Genomic DNA, 13,849 nt, shown 5'->3' with positions numbered 1-13,849 from the left:
TGTGCTTAGAAGTTGGCGCCGAAGCTCAAAGCGACGAAGTCGCGGTCATCCACCGTACTGAACTTGCCACCAAAGAAGTTGGTGTAGGCCAGGCTGGCGGTATAGGTGTTCTGATACTCGGCATCCAGGCCCAGGCTGACCGCCTTGCGACCTTCTTCGAAGTTAGCGCCAGGACCTGGGGAGTAACCCTTGACGTCATGGGACCACGCCACGTTTGGCTTAAGGTTTACGCCAGCGAAGACGTCCGGATACTCCCATATCGCACGAGCGCGGTAGCCCCAAGAAGTGGCCGTAGTAAAGCCATCGTTATTGCAGTTGGTATTCAGCCCATTGGCATTAGCCAGGCCAGCACCCACGGCGGTGGAATTATTAAGCGTATTGCAGAAACCACCGGGCAAAGTACCTGGACCAAATACCGGGTCGCGGCCATAACGGGCCTCTGATTTGCTCTCCAGGCCGCCCACATGAGTCACCCCAATCTCACCCACCGTGGTCAAGCGGCTGGCGCCCATCACTTGATCAAAGAAGTGCGTGAATGTGGTCTGGAACTGCGTGATTTCCTTGCGGTTGTAACCATGCAGGTCTTGACCAGGCGAGCCTTTGAGCACCGAAGCGTTGCCAAAGCCGATAATAGGCGTGACGCCCGCATAGAGTATGTCGGTGGTGCTCAGTTGCACCGGTGCATTCGGCCGGTAGCTCAACTCCCCGCTCCATGCAGTACCGGTAGGCAGCGTGGTGGAAAAGCTCAAGCCGTAAAGACGAATGTCTTCCGGGTATTCGACGAAGTAGTTGGAGCTACCCGCCACAATCACCGGGCGTAACGCCGCCAGCCCACCCAGTGGACGGTTGTAAGCTGATGCTGGCGCACCCTGGGCACTGAAAATCGGCGCACGGCTGTGATAGTTCATGAAGTAAGCGCCGAACTCGGTGTCCAACGGCTCGAAGTTGTAGTGCATGGCTACGCCAAACTGGCCGCTGTCCCGGGCATCACGGTCGGGGCCACGGCGCACGAGCACACCCTCTTCGTTCACATCAACACCCAAAGCATTGAGCGTGGGATACGCAAGAGGCGAGATGCGAGAGCGCTTGTTCAAGACCCGTAGGTTGTTGTCGCAACCATCAGAGATGACGTCCGGCTGAGAGAAGAATGTCCCGCAGTTGTCCGTAACCGTCTGGTCCCATTCCAACTGATAGAACGCTTCCGCCGACAGGTTATCGGTCAGTGTCTGCGACACATAGAACATGTTGACCGGAATCAAGCCTTCCTTGACCTCAGCCCCCGGACGACGGAACGCGGACACATCGATCGGGTTGATGGAGTTGATGCCGCCGCCGATGAAAGTACTCTCCCCCCAACTTACAACCTGCTTGCCCAACCGCACCGAACCCGGCTGATCGGCGATCGCATAGTTGTGGTAGACGAACGCATCGAGAATTTGCCCGCCCGAGGACTTTGCCCCCTCTTTACGGTTGTTGTCGCTGATGTCCTTGAACAGACGGCTTTCGTCTTTCAACTCAAAGTCATACCAGTACTTGCCACGCACAAACACGCCGGTGTCGCCGTACTTCAGCTCCAGGTCATGAATGCCTTTGAAGATCTTCGAGAAGGTCTCACCCCGCTTGAAGTTCAAATGGCCGTCATCGGAGGTCTGGGACAAGCCCCTGCCCCCGTTGTTGACGCCTATCAGGTCGCGGTTGGCTTTGGCCGTCGACCAGCTCGCCCCCACGGAAAGAGACGAGTCAAAACTCCCTTCGATTTCACCGATATTGAAACTGACGCCGAATGCGGGCCCGGCGAGCGTAGAGGCGAGACTGACGGCCAGGGGCAGTTTTGCCCGGCGCCAGAACTGGTTTACTGAGGTCATCGACGCTACTCCATGTGCATTATTGTTATGGCAGTGAGTTCGTTCTGTGATGCTTGTAACGGCCGGAATACAACGATTCCAATGCCGCTCGGCAGCCGAGCCCCCATGGCCCGAAGCGGAACATCCGTGAAAAACTCTGGAAGGGACTATAGCCAGCAGGGGGGTAGTGCTTGATCCCTCTAAAGTGTGATTTGCATCACCAACCCGTCTGCCACGACCCTTTCGCCATGTCGGCGAAGGCCGACGCGGCAAGGATGGCTGAAAATTGGCAAATCACAAGTGAAGGCGCGAGATAGAGCAGTGCCGTGCCCGAATGGGCACGGCGCGGGCATTAGAGCGTCGACAGGAACGTGCTGTTGTTGGCCTGCCACTCAATGATGTCAACTCGGATACGTTTTTTGTCGAGCTTGCCGACGCTGGTCTTGGGAATTTCCGTAACAACGGCGATCTGGCTCGGAATTGCCCACTTGCTCAAGTGGCCCAGTTCGACGAACGGCTTGAGGTGTTCCTTGAGCTCGCGGGCCCCTATCACATGGCCATCACGCACTACCAGCAGGGCAAACGGGCGCTCGCCCCACTGCGGGTCGGCGATGCCCACCACCGCTACTTCGCGTACCGCCGGGTGGCGGCTGACCAGGTCTTCGAGGGCCAGGGACGAGATCCACTCGCCGCCAGTCTTGATCACGTCTTTAATGCGGTCGCGGATGTCGATTACGCCAAAGGCATCCAGCGTGGCCACATCGCCGGTGTGCATCCAGCCGCCGGCCCACAGCTCGGCGCCCTTTTGCGGCTCGTTGAAATAACCTTCGCTAAGCCACGGCGCACGCAACACCAATTCACCCTGGGACTCACCGTCGGCAGGCAGGAAATTGCCGTCGCCGTCGATGATCGCCGCCTCCACCAACGGCCCCGGCACGCCGGCCTTGATGCGGTAGGTAATGCGTTCATCTTCGCTGCCGGCCATCAACTCGTCGTTGAGGTGGGCGCAGGACACCAGCGGCCCGGTCTCGGACATGCCGTACGCAGCGGTCAATTGGATGCCACGCGCCTTGGACGCTTCATACAGCGAACGGTTGAGCGCGCTGCCGCCGATGACGATTTTCCAGCCGCCAAAATCCACACCCTGGGCGGCCTTGGCGTTGAGCACCATTTGCAGGATGGTCGGCACGCAATGGGAGAAGGTGACCTTTTCCTTGCGCCACAGCTCCACCAGGTATTCCGGATCGTAGCGGCCGGGATAGACCTGTTTCAGGCCAAGCATGGTCGCCACGTAAGGCAGGCCCCAGGCGTGCACGTGGAACATCGGTGTAATGGGCATGTACACGTCGTTGGTGCCGAGCAGGCGCACACTGTCGACGCTGCCCATGATGGTCGCCACGCCGATGGTGTGCAGCACCAATTGGCGATGGGTGAAATACACACCCTTGGGGTTACCGGTGGTGCCGGTGGTGTAGAAGGTGGTGGCGACGGAATGCTCGTCGAAGTCCTGGAAGTCGTATGTCGGGCTGGCGGCGGCCAGCAGGGTTTCGTACTCGCCCACCAGGTTGGGCAACTCGGCGGTCTTGGTCTCGCCGTCGGTGAGCAGCAGGGTCTTGTCGACGGTGGTGAGCTGCCCGGCGATGGCCTGGTAGAGGCCCACGAACTCGCTGTTGACCAGCACGAAGCGGTCCTCGGCGTGGTTCATGGTGTACAGGATCTGTTCCGGCGACAGGCGCACGTTGATGGTGTGGATCACCGCGCCGATCATCGGGATGGCGAACATGCATTCCAGGTAGCGATGGCTGTCCCAATCCATCACCGCCACGGTGTCACCGGCCTTGACGCCGGCATCGGTCAACACATTCGCCAGGCGCGCGACCCGCTCGATCAACGTCGGGTAGGTGTAGCGCAGCTTGTCGCGGTAGACGATTTCCCGGGTCTTCTCGTAACGGGTGCCGGACATCAACAGGCGTTTGATCAACAGCGGGTATTGGTACGCACCTTCGGCGGGCGGGATAACACGGGTCTGCAACATACGAATCCCTTTTATGACTGCACGGTCTTGGCTTGAAGACCTGCACTTTAGAGACCTTATGTTTCAACCAAATCACCCAAAGGAATGATTTGCAGACCCCAATGAATGCTAGCTTTGCGCCAGCATCCAGCCTATTTCATGCTGGTGAAGGCCAGCTTTACCCCGATGGCGATCAACACCGCGCCCATGGTCCGATCAAACCAATGCCCCATCCGCGCAAACCCGGCGCGTACGCGCTGCTGGCTGAACAGCATCGCCACCAGGCAGAACCACAGCGCCGTCGCTACCGCCAGGTACACGCCGTAACCGGCCTGGATCGCCAACGGTGTATGCGGGTTGATCACCACGGTAAACAACGACAGGAAGAACAGCGTGGCTTTGGGGTTCAAGCCGTTGGTCACGAAACCGGCAGTGAACGCCCCACGCGGGGTGCGCTCGCCCGCCTCGCGGTGCAACTCGCCCTCGGCGGCCGGCTTGGCCGGCTGTGCGCGCAGGGCCTTGAAACCGATGTACAGCAGGTAGGCCGCCGCCGCCCACTTGAGCGCGTTGAACAGCACGATGGACTGGGACACGATCAAGCCGATACCGAGCAGCGAGTACCCCACGTGCAGGAATATCGCCGAGCCCACGCCCAGTGCGGTCCAGGTGCCGGCGCGGCGGCCGTGGGTCACACTTTCACGCACCACTACCGCGAAATCCGGGCCGGGGCTGGCCACCGCCAATAAGTGAATCAGGGCTACGGTCAAGAACTCGGCGGCGTACATGCTCACTCCCATTAAGTAACTGATTATTTCATCTGATAGGCTCGGCAGATTACGCCTTCGAACCCTGTCGCAAAAGGTACAGTTGATGACGAACAATCGCCGCGCCGTCTTCCTTGATCATCCGTCCCTGGACCTGGGGGACCTTGACCTCAGCGAGCTGCGCAACAGCTTCAGCGAGTTGCAGTTGTTTACAGGCACCACGCCGCAGAATGTGGTTGAACGCCTGCAAGGCGTTCAGGTAGCCATCAGCAACAAAATCGCCCTCAACCACGACACCCTGGCGGCCTGCCCGGAACTCAAGCTGATTCTGGTGTCGGCCACCGGCACCAATAACGTCGACCTCGAAGCCGCCCGCGCCCAAGGCATCACGGTGAGCAACTGCCAGGGCTACGGCACGCCGTCGGTGGCGCAGCACACGATCATGCTGCTGCTCAACCTGGCGACGCGCTTGAAGGACTACCAACGGGATGTAAGCGCCGGCAAGTGGCAGCAAGCCAAGCAGTTCTGCCTGCTGGACCACCCCATCGTCGAGCTGGAAGGCAAAACCCTCGGCCTGCTCGGTCACGGTGAATTGGGCAGCGCCGTAGCACGCCTGGCGGAAGCCTTTGGTATGCGCGTGGTGCTCGGTGCGATTCCGGGACGCCCTGCCCGTGCCGACCGCGTGCCGTTGGATGAACTGCTCGCGCAGGTCGACGCCCTCACCCTGCACTGCCCGCTCAATGAACACACCCGCGACTTTATCGGCGCCCGCGAACTGGCGCTGCTCAAGCCGGGTGCGTTTGTGGTCAATACCGCACGCGGTGGTTTGATCAACGAACAGGCCCTGGCTGATGCGTTGCGCAACGGCCATCTGGGTGGCGCGGCGACCGATGTGCTGAGCGTGGAACCGCCGATCAACGGCAACCCGCTGCTGGCCGGCGATATCCCTCGGCTGATCGTGACACCGCACAACGCCTGGGGCAGTCGCGAGGCGCGCCAGCGCATCGTCGGCCAACTGGCGGAAAACGCCCGGAGCTTTTTCAGCGGCGCCCCGCTGCGCGTCGTCAGTTGATAAACTGCGCCCCTTTTCAAGGAGCAGACCATGGATCCGCGCAGTGAAGTACTGCTTCGTCAGGCCGAACTTTTTCAAGGCAACCTGCTATTGGTGGGTTTGCCTGCCGACGACCTGCTGGGTCGCCTGCCCAACGCCCACGGTTGGAGCTGGCATGCCGGCGACCAGGCGGCACTCGACGCACGCTTCGCCGAGCGTAGCCACTTCGGTGTGACCGTGCCGGAGCGCGCCTTTGAAGCGGCGGTGATCTTCCTGCCCAAGTCCAAGGACCTCACCGACTACCTGCTCAACGCCGTGGCTGCACGCTTGCCCGGTGCCGAGTTGTTCCTGGTCGGCGAGAAAAAGGCCGGTATCGAAAGCGCCGCCAAGCAGATGATTCCCTTCGGCAAACCGCGCAAGCTCGACAACGCGCGGCATTGCCAGCTGTGGCAGGTCACCGTGGCCAACGCGCCGCAGGCGGTCGAGCTGGAAAGCCTGGCGCAGGTCTTCGAGGTGCCGCTGGCCGAAGGCCCCCTGAAGGTGGTGAGCTTGCCGGGTGTGTTCAGCCACGGTCGCCTGGATCGCGGCACCGAGCTGTTGCTGGCGCATTTGGACAAACTGCCGAGTGGTCATCTGCTTGACTTTGGTTGCGGTGCTGGCGTACTGGGGGCTGCGGTAAAACGTCGCTACCCGCACAACACCGTCACGATGCTGGATGTGGATGCGTTTGCTGCGGCCAGCAGTCGCTTGACCTTGACCGCCAATGGCCTGGAAGCCGAGGTACTGACCGGTGATGGCATCGACGCGGCGCCGATGGGGTTGAACGCAATTTTGAGCAACCCACCGTTCCATGTCGGGGTGCATACCGATTATTTCGCCACCGAGAACCTGCTGCGAAAAGCGGCGAAACATCTGGCAAAAGGCGGCGAACTGCGCCTGGTTGCCAATAGTTTCCTGAAGTACCAGCCGCTGATCGAAGAGCATCTGGGCGTGTGTGCGGTGAAGGCCGAAGGCAACGGTTTCCGCATCTACCGTGCCAAGCGCGGCTGACGGGCGTTTGAAAAAGAACACTTGCCGAATGGATTTTGCCTAGGCAGAATCCGCTCCGTCCTAGGGGAGTAGTCTCCCACGAGCGCCACGCTCGTCCGGCATACGTCAACATACTTGGTCAGCAGACCATGGCGTATGCGACCCAGGAGTCCGCACAGACGGACCGGGGTTTGACAAGACCTATGACACGCACACCTTACCCGGGGCGGGAAGGCTGTACGTGTCATAGCCGTGTCGACCCGCCCCTGGAAACCTACCTGATGCTGGATTCATTACTCGTTCCTACCGCAATCGTTGCCTTGGCCGAAATCGGCGACAAGACGCAACTGCTCGCACTCATCCTTGCCGCTCGCTTCCGCAAGCCCTGGCCGATCATCGCCGGCATCGTCGCCGCGACCCTGGCCAACCATGCGGCTGCCGGTGCCGTGGGGGCCTGGTTCGGGAGTTTCTTCTCGGATGCTGTGCTGCACTGGATCCTGGCGGCGAGCTTCTGCGCCACGGCACTCTGGACCCTGGTGCCGGACAAACTCGATGATGACGAAGCCAGTACCAGCCGCAAATTCGGGCCATTCCTGACCACGCTGATTGCGTTCTTCCTCGCGGAAATCGGTGACAAGACGCAGATCGCCACGGTCATGCTGGCGGCGCAGTACCCGGAACTGTGGCTGGTGATTATCGGCACCACCGTGGGCATGCTGATTGCCAACGTGCCGGTGGTATTGGCGGGGAATTTTGCGGCGGAAAAACTGCCATTGACCTTGATTCGTCGACTGGCGGCGACAGCGTTTTTCGTCCTGGCGATTGTGGCGGTGTACAAGGCCATGCAGAGCAGCGGCTGGATCTAGGGCGCTCATGAGCACAGTTCTGTAGTGAGCGGGCTTGCCCCGCGCGAGGCAAGCTCGCTCACTACAAAAATCCAGCCATGTGCTTATCGGTGGATCAGGATTTTTTGGCCTGCTGGTACAGCGGCATCACCTTCGGAATCGCCGCCTGCAACGAGGCAATTCGGCTGTCGGACGCCGGGTGAGTGCTCATGAACTCAGGCGGCGAGCCTTCCGAAGCCTTGGCCATCTTATTCCACAGCGTGATCGCCGCATTCGGGTTGTAGCCCGCGCGAGCCGACAGTTCCAGGCCGATCAGGTCTGCTTCGTTTTCATTGCTGCGGCTGTTGGGCAAGGTCATGCCGTAGTTGGCCACGGTATCGGCCAATGCCAGGCTGTCCTGGCCGAGGCCAAAGAGTGCACCGGCCCCCTGCTTGGCCATCTCGATCCCGTAGGCCTTGGACATGGCTTCGCGACCATGCTCACGCAAGGCATGCGCAATTTCATGGCCCATGACCGCGGCCAGTTCGTCATCGGTGAGCTTGAGGTTATCGATCAACGCGCTGTACACGAAGATCTTGCCGCCAGGCCCGCAGTTGGCGTTCATCTCGTCGCTCTTGATCAGGTTCACTTCCCACTTCCACTGCGCCGCATCCGGGCGGAAGGTCGGCGCCTGGGCGATCAGCCGCTTGGCAATGGCCTGCACGCGCTTGGCGTTGGCGCTGGTCTTGTCCAACTGGCCCTTGCTGCTGGCTTCGCCCAGTGTCTGCTGGTAGGACTGGGCATACATCTGGTCGACTTCCTGGCTCGACAGCATGCTGAACATGTACTGCTTGCGCTCGACCCCAACGGCACCGCCGCTGGTGGTGTTGACCGACTGACAACCGGCCAGCAACATCGCTGCAACCAATCCACTTATCGCCATTGATTTCTTCATCAACACACTCTCCCTGAAAAGACGCCTGAAAACATGGCGCGTATCGTAGGCGCTCATGTGTATCGGCGCCAGATACACCAGACGTGTAACCGCTGAATTTCGGATACATCGCACAGTTTGCCAGCGGCAGCGACCATTCCATTTGCGACACACCCCACTATTTTACCGGGCGCCCCCTCATGCCCATTGGGCCCGTGGCCGATACAAAAAGGCAGCCCTCTTCGTTTGCGCCCGGAGCGTTCATGAAATTCAAGTCGATTCAATTTTCTGTCGCGGCACTGGCCGGCGCCATCGTCCTCAGCGTGATCGCGGTGCTGGTGCTGTATGCCTTGTTTGCCGGCGCACGGACTCAGGAGAGGGTGCAGGCGCGCACCCAGGCTCAATTCGAGCAGATCATCGAGCAGCGCCTTACGACCCTGGCGCAAACCCAGGCCACCATGATCCAGCGCGAATTGGAAGCGCCGCTGGTGAGTGCCAAGGCCCTGGCCACCACCAACGCCTTGCTCGGCATGAAAGACGCCAAGGGCCAACCGGCCCTGCAGATCGGTCGCGAACAACTGATCAACCTGCTGCACGAAACCGTGGTGCGCAACCCGAAAATCCTCGGCGCCTACATTGGCTGGGAACCCAATGCGATCGAACACAACGACGCCGCCTACGTGGACAGCCCGATAGTGGGCATGGGCACCGACGGGCGTTTCCTGCCGTGGTGGTACCGCAACGCGGATGGCAGCCTGGGCCTGGATAAACTCGCGGATGTGGCCGACCAGAAAATCCTCTCCACCGGCGTGCGCGCCAGCGAGTACTACCTGTGCTCCAAGGAAAGCAAAAAAGCCTGCGCCATCGACCCTGCCCCTTACAAGGTCGGCAACGCGATGGTGATGCTGGCCTCGTTTATCGAACCGATCATGATCGATGGCACCTTCCAGGGCATTGTCGGGGCGGACCTCTCGGTGAACTTCATCCAGGACATGCTCACCAGCGCCGATCAAAACCTCTACAACGGGGCCGGTGAATTGGCGCTGATCTCCAGCAACGGCCGCCTGGTGGCCTACACCAAGGACGCCAGCAAGCTTGGCGAAAAATCCAGCGACCTGCTCGACACCAACGAACAGGCCAACCTCGCCCAACTGAAAGCCGGCGAAGTGCGTTACGACATCGACAGGGAACACGGGCATATCGAGCTGTTCCTGCCCTTCAATATTGGCCAGACCGATGCGCGCTGGACCTTGATGATGCAACTGCCGCTGAACGCGGTGATGGCAGACTTGCACACACTGCAAAGCGACTTGGACGCACAACGCAAGGCCGACATCGTCGGTATGGCCATTGCAGGCCTGTTGATTGCCGGCATCGGCCTGTTGGTGATCTGGCTGGTCGGCCACGGCATCGCACGCCCACTCAAGCAAATGGTGGCCATGCTCAATGACATCGCCCAGGGCGAAGGCGACCTGACGCGGCGCCTGACCAGTGATCGCGCCGATGAGCTGGGTGCTATTGCCAACGGCTTCAACACCTTCCTGATCAAACTACAGGGCATGATCACCCAAGTGGTCAGCTCAGTGCAGAAGGTCAGCGACTCGTCGGAGCACACCGCCGACATCGCGATCCGCACCAATCAGGGCGTGCATAAACAGATGGTGGAAATCGATCAGGTCGCGACTGCGGTGCATGAGATGACCGCCACGGCGCAAGACGTTGCGCGTAACGCCACCCAGGCCGCGCAAGCCGCCAGCCATGCCGACCAGGCCGCGAGCCAGGGCATGCGCATTGTGCGCGACACGTCGACGTCCATCGGCGCACTGGCCGAGGAAATCGGCAAGGCGGTGGGCGTGGTGCAAACCCTGGCCAAGGACAGCGAGAACATCAACGCCATCCTCACAGCCATTCGCGGGATCGCTGAGCAGACCAACCTGTTGGCCCTCAACGCAGCCATCGAGGCGGCGCGTGCCGGCGAGCAAGGGCGTGGCTTTGCCGTGGTCGCCGACGAAGTGCGCAACCTGGCGCAGAAAACCCAGAAGGCCACCGAAGAAATCCAGGCCATGATCCAGCAGTTGCAACAAGGCACGCGGGATGTGGTGCGGGTGATGGAAGACAGCCAGAGCCGTACCGATGAAAGCGTGCAGCACGCGGCCAAGGCGGCCGAAGCACTGGAAACCATCAGCCAGGCCGTGTCGGTGATCAACGACATGAACACCCAGATCGCCAGCGCGGCCGAGGAGCAGAGCGCTGTGGCCGAGGATATCAACCGCAACGTGATCAATATTGGCCAGGTGGCCAATGAAGTGGCGGGCGGCGCGGATGAGTCCAGCGCGGCCAGTGCGGACCTGACCAAATTGGCGGAGCAGCAACGGCGGCTGATCAATCAGTTCAAAGTCTAGGGATTTTCGGTGGTTTGAGGCCGCCTTCGCGAGCAAGCCCGCGAAGGGGCCAGTCAACCTAACCCAACACTTACTGACTCACGCCGGCGTCAGGCACTCCGGCCCATTGAGCTTCGGATCATTGACCATGTTGGCCAAAACCCGCTCGCGCAACGCGGTCGGCTCACTGGCCAACAAGCCTTGCAACACAGGCAACGGCGTCTCGGGATCAAGCCAGGCTTCCTGCCCTGCTGCATCCAGGATTAACGGCCGGCGCTGAGCCTGTGCGGCCTGGGTCACCACCGCCGTGCTCAGCCACACCTGCTCCTGCACGGGGTAAGCTTCCCAGATCGCGGCGAAAAACAGCGTGGAGCCCTCCCCCGGCGTCAACCAGTACGGGCGTTTGCGCTGGGTACCGCGCCATTCGTAGAAACCGTTGGCGGGCAGCAGGCAGCGACGTTGGCGGAACGCTTCGCGGAACATCGGTTGTTCGGCCAAGGTTTCGGCTCGCGCATGCGCAGGCGTGCGGGACAGGTCGGTCAGCCAGGGCGGTGTAAGCCCCCAGCGGGCTCGCGCCAGGGTGCGCTGGCCGTCGGTGGCGCGCTGGATCAGCACCGAATCATTCGGGGAGATGTTCCACTGGGCCTGCTGGTCGGCCGGGAAGCCCGGCAAGGCAGCAAAAGCAGGGTTCCAGCGAAACAGGGCATAACGTCCACACATGGGGCAACACGACTCTTGGGTAAACCGACCGACAGCCTAACAGACCAGCACGTCGGGGAAGCTGTCCGGTTCGTCGCCGGGCAAGGGTTGCGCGCCAATGTAGGCAGTGATCAGCTCGCGGGCGTCAACGGCCCGGTCGTTGTCCACCTCCAGCCCCAATAGGCCGAAGATCGGCAATTCGCCAGTGCCGCCCAGCAAATGGCGACCCACCAGGTGCGCCTCGATGCCCTCGCTGGCGAGCATCTGTTGCAGCAGCTCGCCTTCCATCAGGTTTTCCGGTTCGTAGATTCGCTGCATGGGCGTCCCCGTTATTCGTTCTCGCTGCGGGTTTCAAGCATCCATTCTTCACCATGGACCTGCAGATCGAAAATAATCGGTCGGCAACACACTTGGCAGTCTTCTATATAGGTCTGGTCACCACCCGACAAATCCACCGTTGTCTCGACCACTTCACCACAATAAGGACAATCGTACGTCGCGCTTTCCAGCATCGCAGCCTCCAAGGTGACTTGTGCGTATAATCGCCGGTCTATTTACAGGGTTATCGTTCGGCTGAGCCCATTACTCAGGCCGCGCCCTGGTATTTCCTTTACTTACCCTAGCCGTTTCTAACAAGAGAGCATGATGGGCCAATTCGATACCATCCGACCTTACAACGACAGCGAAGTCCCGGCAGTACTGGACCGGCTGTTCAGTGACAAGGCCTTTCTGGACATCCTGACCCACTTTCGCTTCCCGCGCTTTGCCGGCGCCCTGGGCTGGCTGCTCAAGCCAATGATCGCCCGCAAGCTGCGCCGTGAATTCGCCGGTGTCACCACCGTGGCCACGCTGCAGGACAAAGTCGAGTATTACGTCGATCACACCATTGATCGAGCGACCGACGGCGTCACTTATACCGGTGTAGAGCAACTCAAGTCTGGCACCGCCTACGTATTCCTGGCCAACCACCGCGATATCGTAATGGACCCGGCCTTCGTCAACTATGCCGTATACCACGCCGGCCTGCCGACGCCCCGCATCGCCATCGGCGACAACCTGCTGCAAAAGCCGTTTGTCAGCGACCTGATGCGCCTGAACAAGAGCTTTATCGTGCACCGCTCGATCACCGGGCGAAAGGAGAAGATGGCGGCCTACAACCTGCTGTCGGCCTACATCAACCACTCGATCCGCAACGACTGCCAGTCGATCTGGATCGCCCAGGCAGAAGGGCGTGCCAAGGATGGGGATGATCGCACCGAGTCGGCGATCCTCAAGATGTTCCACGTCAGCCGCAAGGACGAGCCGTTTGCCGAGGTGATCCAGTCGTTGAACCTGACGCCGGTATCGATCAGCTACGAGTACGACCCTTGCGATACCGCCAAGGCTCGCGAGCTGTATATCCGCGCTACGACGGGTACCTACTGCAAGGCACCGGGTGAGGATGACGTGAGCATCGCCCTTGGCATCACGGGCTACAAGGGCCGGGTGCATATCAACTTCGCACCGCCGATTACCGAACGCTTCGAAGACACCAAGCTGCTGGCGGTGGAAATGGACCGGCAGATTTTGGGCGGTTACAGGCTGTTCCCGGTGCACTACCTGGCGTACCAGCAGTGGAGCGACGCCGACCCGCAATTGCAGGTGCCGACGGCGGCCGAAGTGTTCCCGGCGGACGAACTGGCCAAGGCTAAGGCTGAATGGGAGCGCCGCCTGAACGAATGCCCGGCCGAGCACCGGCCGTTCCTGGTGGTGCAATATGCAACCCCGGTGCGTAATCAGTATCGGGTCAAAGCGGGCATTCCGCTGTAAAACACCGTTCCAAATGTGGGAGGGGCTTGCCCCCGATGACGGAGTGTCAGTCGACATCTAATTGACTGGCACACCGCTATCGGGGGCAAGCCCCCTCCCACATTTGCTTTATGGCGTGTTCAAAGACGGGTGCTGAGCCAGGAGAGGGCCAGCGCCAACCCCAGGCAGGCGAACCCGACGCGGTAAGCCAGGCGATGCGCCCGCTCGGTGCGCACATCCAGAAACAACATCGGCTGGTCGATCGCGCGGTCTTCGCGTTGTGCGGTCAGTTCGGCCATCGCGCGTTGTTCGTGCAGGCGGGTGATGAACAGCAGCGCGGCACCCGGGCAGGCCACCAATAAAGCCACAACATTAATCAATAGTGCGGGCAGCGCCATCGCAAACCTCAGTAGACAGTGTCTTGGTATCAGTTCAGATACAAACCTGAACGATAGTGGCCTCCAGCGCCGCAAATGCTCCCTCCCCCATTGACGGCTAATGTATCCAGTAATTTACGTCGT

Annotated in this window: 13 protein-coding genes, 1 pseudogene and 1 riboswitch; of the genes and pseudogenes, 6 read left to right on the top strand and 8 right to left on the bottom strand. The window is 60.6% G+C overall.

Annotated elements, in window-relative coordinates; translation table 11 throughout:
• Positions 1 to 5: 5 nt before the first annotated feature.
• From K7431_RS12855 to K7431_RS12845, 3 genes are all read right to left on the bottom strand, one after another.
• A complete protein-coding gene (locus K7431_RS12855; protein WP_012722275.1) occupies positions 6 to 1,865 on the bottom strand; it encodes a DUF1302 domain-containing protein in 1,860 nt (619 codons plus the stop codon).
• Positions 1,866 to 2,196: 331 nt separating this feature from the next.
• Positions 2,197 to 3,879 (bottom strand): fatty acid--CoA ligase, encoded by a 1,683-nt coding sequence (locus tag K7431_RS12850; RefSeq protein ID WP_012722274.1) that lies wholly within the window; start codon positions 3,877 to 3,879, stop codon positions 2,197 to 2,199.
• 131 nt (positions 3,880 to 4,010) lie between these two features.
• The gene (locus K7431_RS12845) at positions 4,011 to 4,643 is read right to left on the bottom strand and encodes a LysE family translocator (RefSeq protein WP_010213066.1); all 633 of its coding nucleotides are present in this window, start codon (positions 4,641 to 4,643) and stop codon (positions 4,011 to 4,013) included.
• Positions 4,644 to 4,728: 85 nt separating this feature from the next.
• Between K7431_RS12845 and K7431_RS12840 the strand changes: the two genes are divergently transcribed.
• From K7431_RS12840 to K7431_RS12830, 3 genes are all read left to right on the top strand, one after another.
• Positions 4,729 to 5,694, top strand: a complete 966-nt coding sequence (locus K7431_RS12840; protein WP_012722272.1) for a 2-hydroxyacid dehydrogenase — start codon at positions 4,729 to 4,731, stop codon at positions 5,692 to 5,694.
• A 30-nt stretch (positions 5,695 to 5,724) separates the two neighbouring features.
• Positions 5,725 to 6,723, top strand: a complete 999-nt coding sequence (locus K7431_RS12835) for a class I SAM-dependent methyltransferase (protein WP_012722271.1) — start codon at positions 5,725 to 5,727, stop codon at positions 6,721 to 6,723.
• A 50-nt stretch (positions 6,724 to 6,773) separates the two neighbouring features.
• Positions 6,774 to 6,895, top strand: a riboswitch (yybP-ykoY riboswitch).
• 88 nt (positions 6,896 to 6,983) lie between these two features.
• Entirely contained in the window at positions 6,984 to 7,568 is a 585-nt protein-coding gene (locus K7431_RS12830; protein WP_012722270.1) for a TMEM165/GDT1 family protein, read from the top strand.
• Between the two features lie 94 nt (positions 7,569 to 7,662).
• On the opposite strand, the gene K7431_RS12825 is transcribed toward K7431_RS12830, so the two are convergent.
• Complete coding sequence (locus tag K7431_RS12825; RefSeq protein WP_043204803.1) at positions 7,663 to 8,481, bottom strand: M48 family metallopeptidase; 819 nt, start codon at positions 8,479 to 8,481, stop codon at positions 7,663 to 7,665.
• A 179-nt stretch (positions 8,482 to 8,660) separates the two neighbouring features.
• Between K7431_RS12825 and K7431_RS31130 the strand changes: the two are divergent.
• A pseudogene (locus K7431_RS31130) lies at positions 8,661 to 10,004 on the top strand (HAMP domain-containing protein); the annotation flags it as partial.
• 15 nt (positions 10,005 to 10,019) lie between these two features.
• Positions 10,020 to 10,862, top strand: coding sequence for a methyl-accepting chemotaxis protein (locus K7431_RS31125; protein WP_370636091.1), 843 nt, complete (start codon positions 10,020 to 10,022; stop codon positions 10,860 to 10,862).
• 78 nt (positions 10,863 to 10,940) lie between these two features.
• Here the strand turns inward: K7431_RS31125 and K7431_RS12815 are convergent, their stop codons facing one another.
• The 3 genes from K7431_RS12815 to K7431_RS12805 are packed head-to-tail and all read right to left on the bottom strand — an operon-like array spanning position 10,941 to position 12,052.
• Positions 10,941 to 11,561: an SOS response-associated peptidase gene (locus tag K7431_RS12815; protein ID WP_012722267.1), complete on the bottom strand. Its 621-nt coding sequence runs from the start codon at positions 11,559 to 11,561 to the stop codon at positions 10,941 to 10,943.
• Between the two features lie 36 nt (positions 11,562 to 11,597).
• Complete coding sequence (locus K7431_RS12810) at positions 11,598 to 11,858, bottom strand: putative signal transducing protein (protein WP_003171843.1); 261 nt, start codon at positions 11,856 to 11,858, stop codon at positions 11,598 to 11,600.
• Positions 11,859 to 11,869: 11 nt separating this feature from the next.
• The gene (locus tag K7431_RS12805; protein ID WP_012722266.1) at positions 11,870 to 12,052 is read right to left on the bottom strand and encodes a CPXCG motif-containing cysteine-rich protein; all 183 of its coding nucleotides are present in this window, start codon (positions 12,050 to 12,052) and stop codon (positions 11,870 to 11,872) included.
• 133 nt (positions 12,053 to 12,185) lie between these two features.
• On the opposite strand from K7431_RS12805, the gene K7431_RS12800 reads away from it, so the two are divergent.
• Positions 12,186 to 13,349, top strand: coding sequence for a 1-acyl-sn-glycerol-3-phosphate acyltransferase (locus K7431_RS12800; RefSeq protein ID WP_173390377.1), 1,164 nt, complete (start codon positions 12,186 to 12,188; stop codon positions 13,347 to 13,349).
• A gap of 119 nt (positions 13,350 to 13,468) precedes the next feature.
• On the opposite strand, the gene K7431_RS12795 is transcribed toward K7431_RS12800, so the two are convergent.
• The gene (locus tag K7431_RS12795; RefSeq protein WP_012722264.1) at positions 13,469 to 13,726 is read right to left on the bottom strand and encodes a hypothetical protein; all 258 of its coding nucleotides are present in this window, start codon (positions 13,724 to 13,726) and stop codon (positions 13,469 to 13,471) included.
• Positions 13,727 to 13,849: the final 123 nt, after the last annotated feature.

This window comes from Pseudomonas fluorescens group sp. (assembly GCF_020093335.1).
GTDB classification, from domain to species: Bacteria; Pseudomonadota; Gammaproteobacteria; order Pseudomonadales; family Pseudomonadaceae; genus Aquipseudomonas; species Aquipseudomonas petroselini.
Note: the sequence above shows the minus strand (reverse complement) of the source record. Positions and strands in the feature narration are given on the sequence as shown.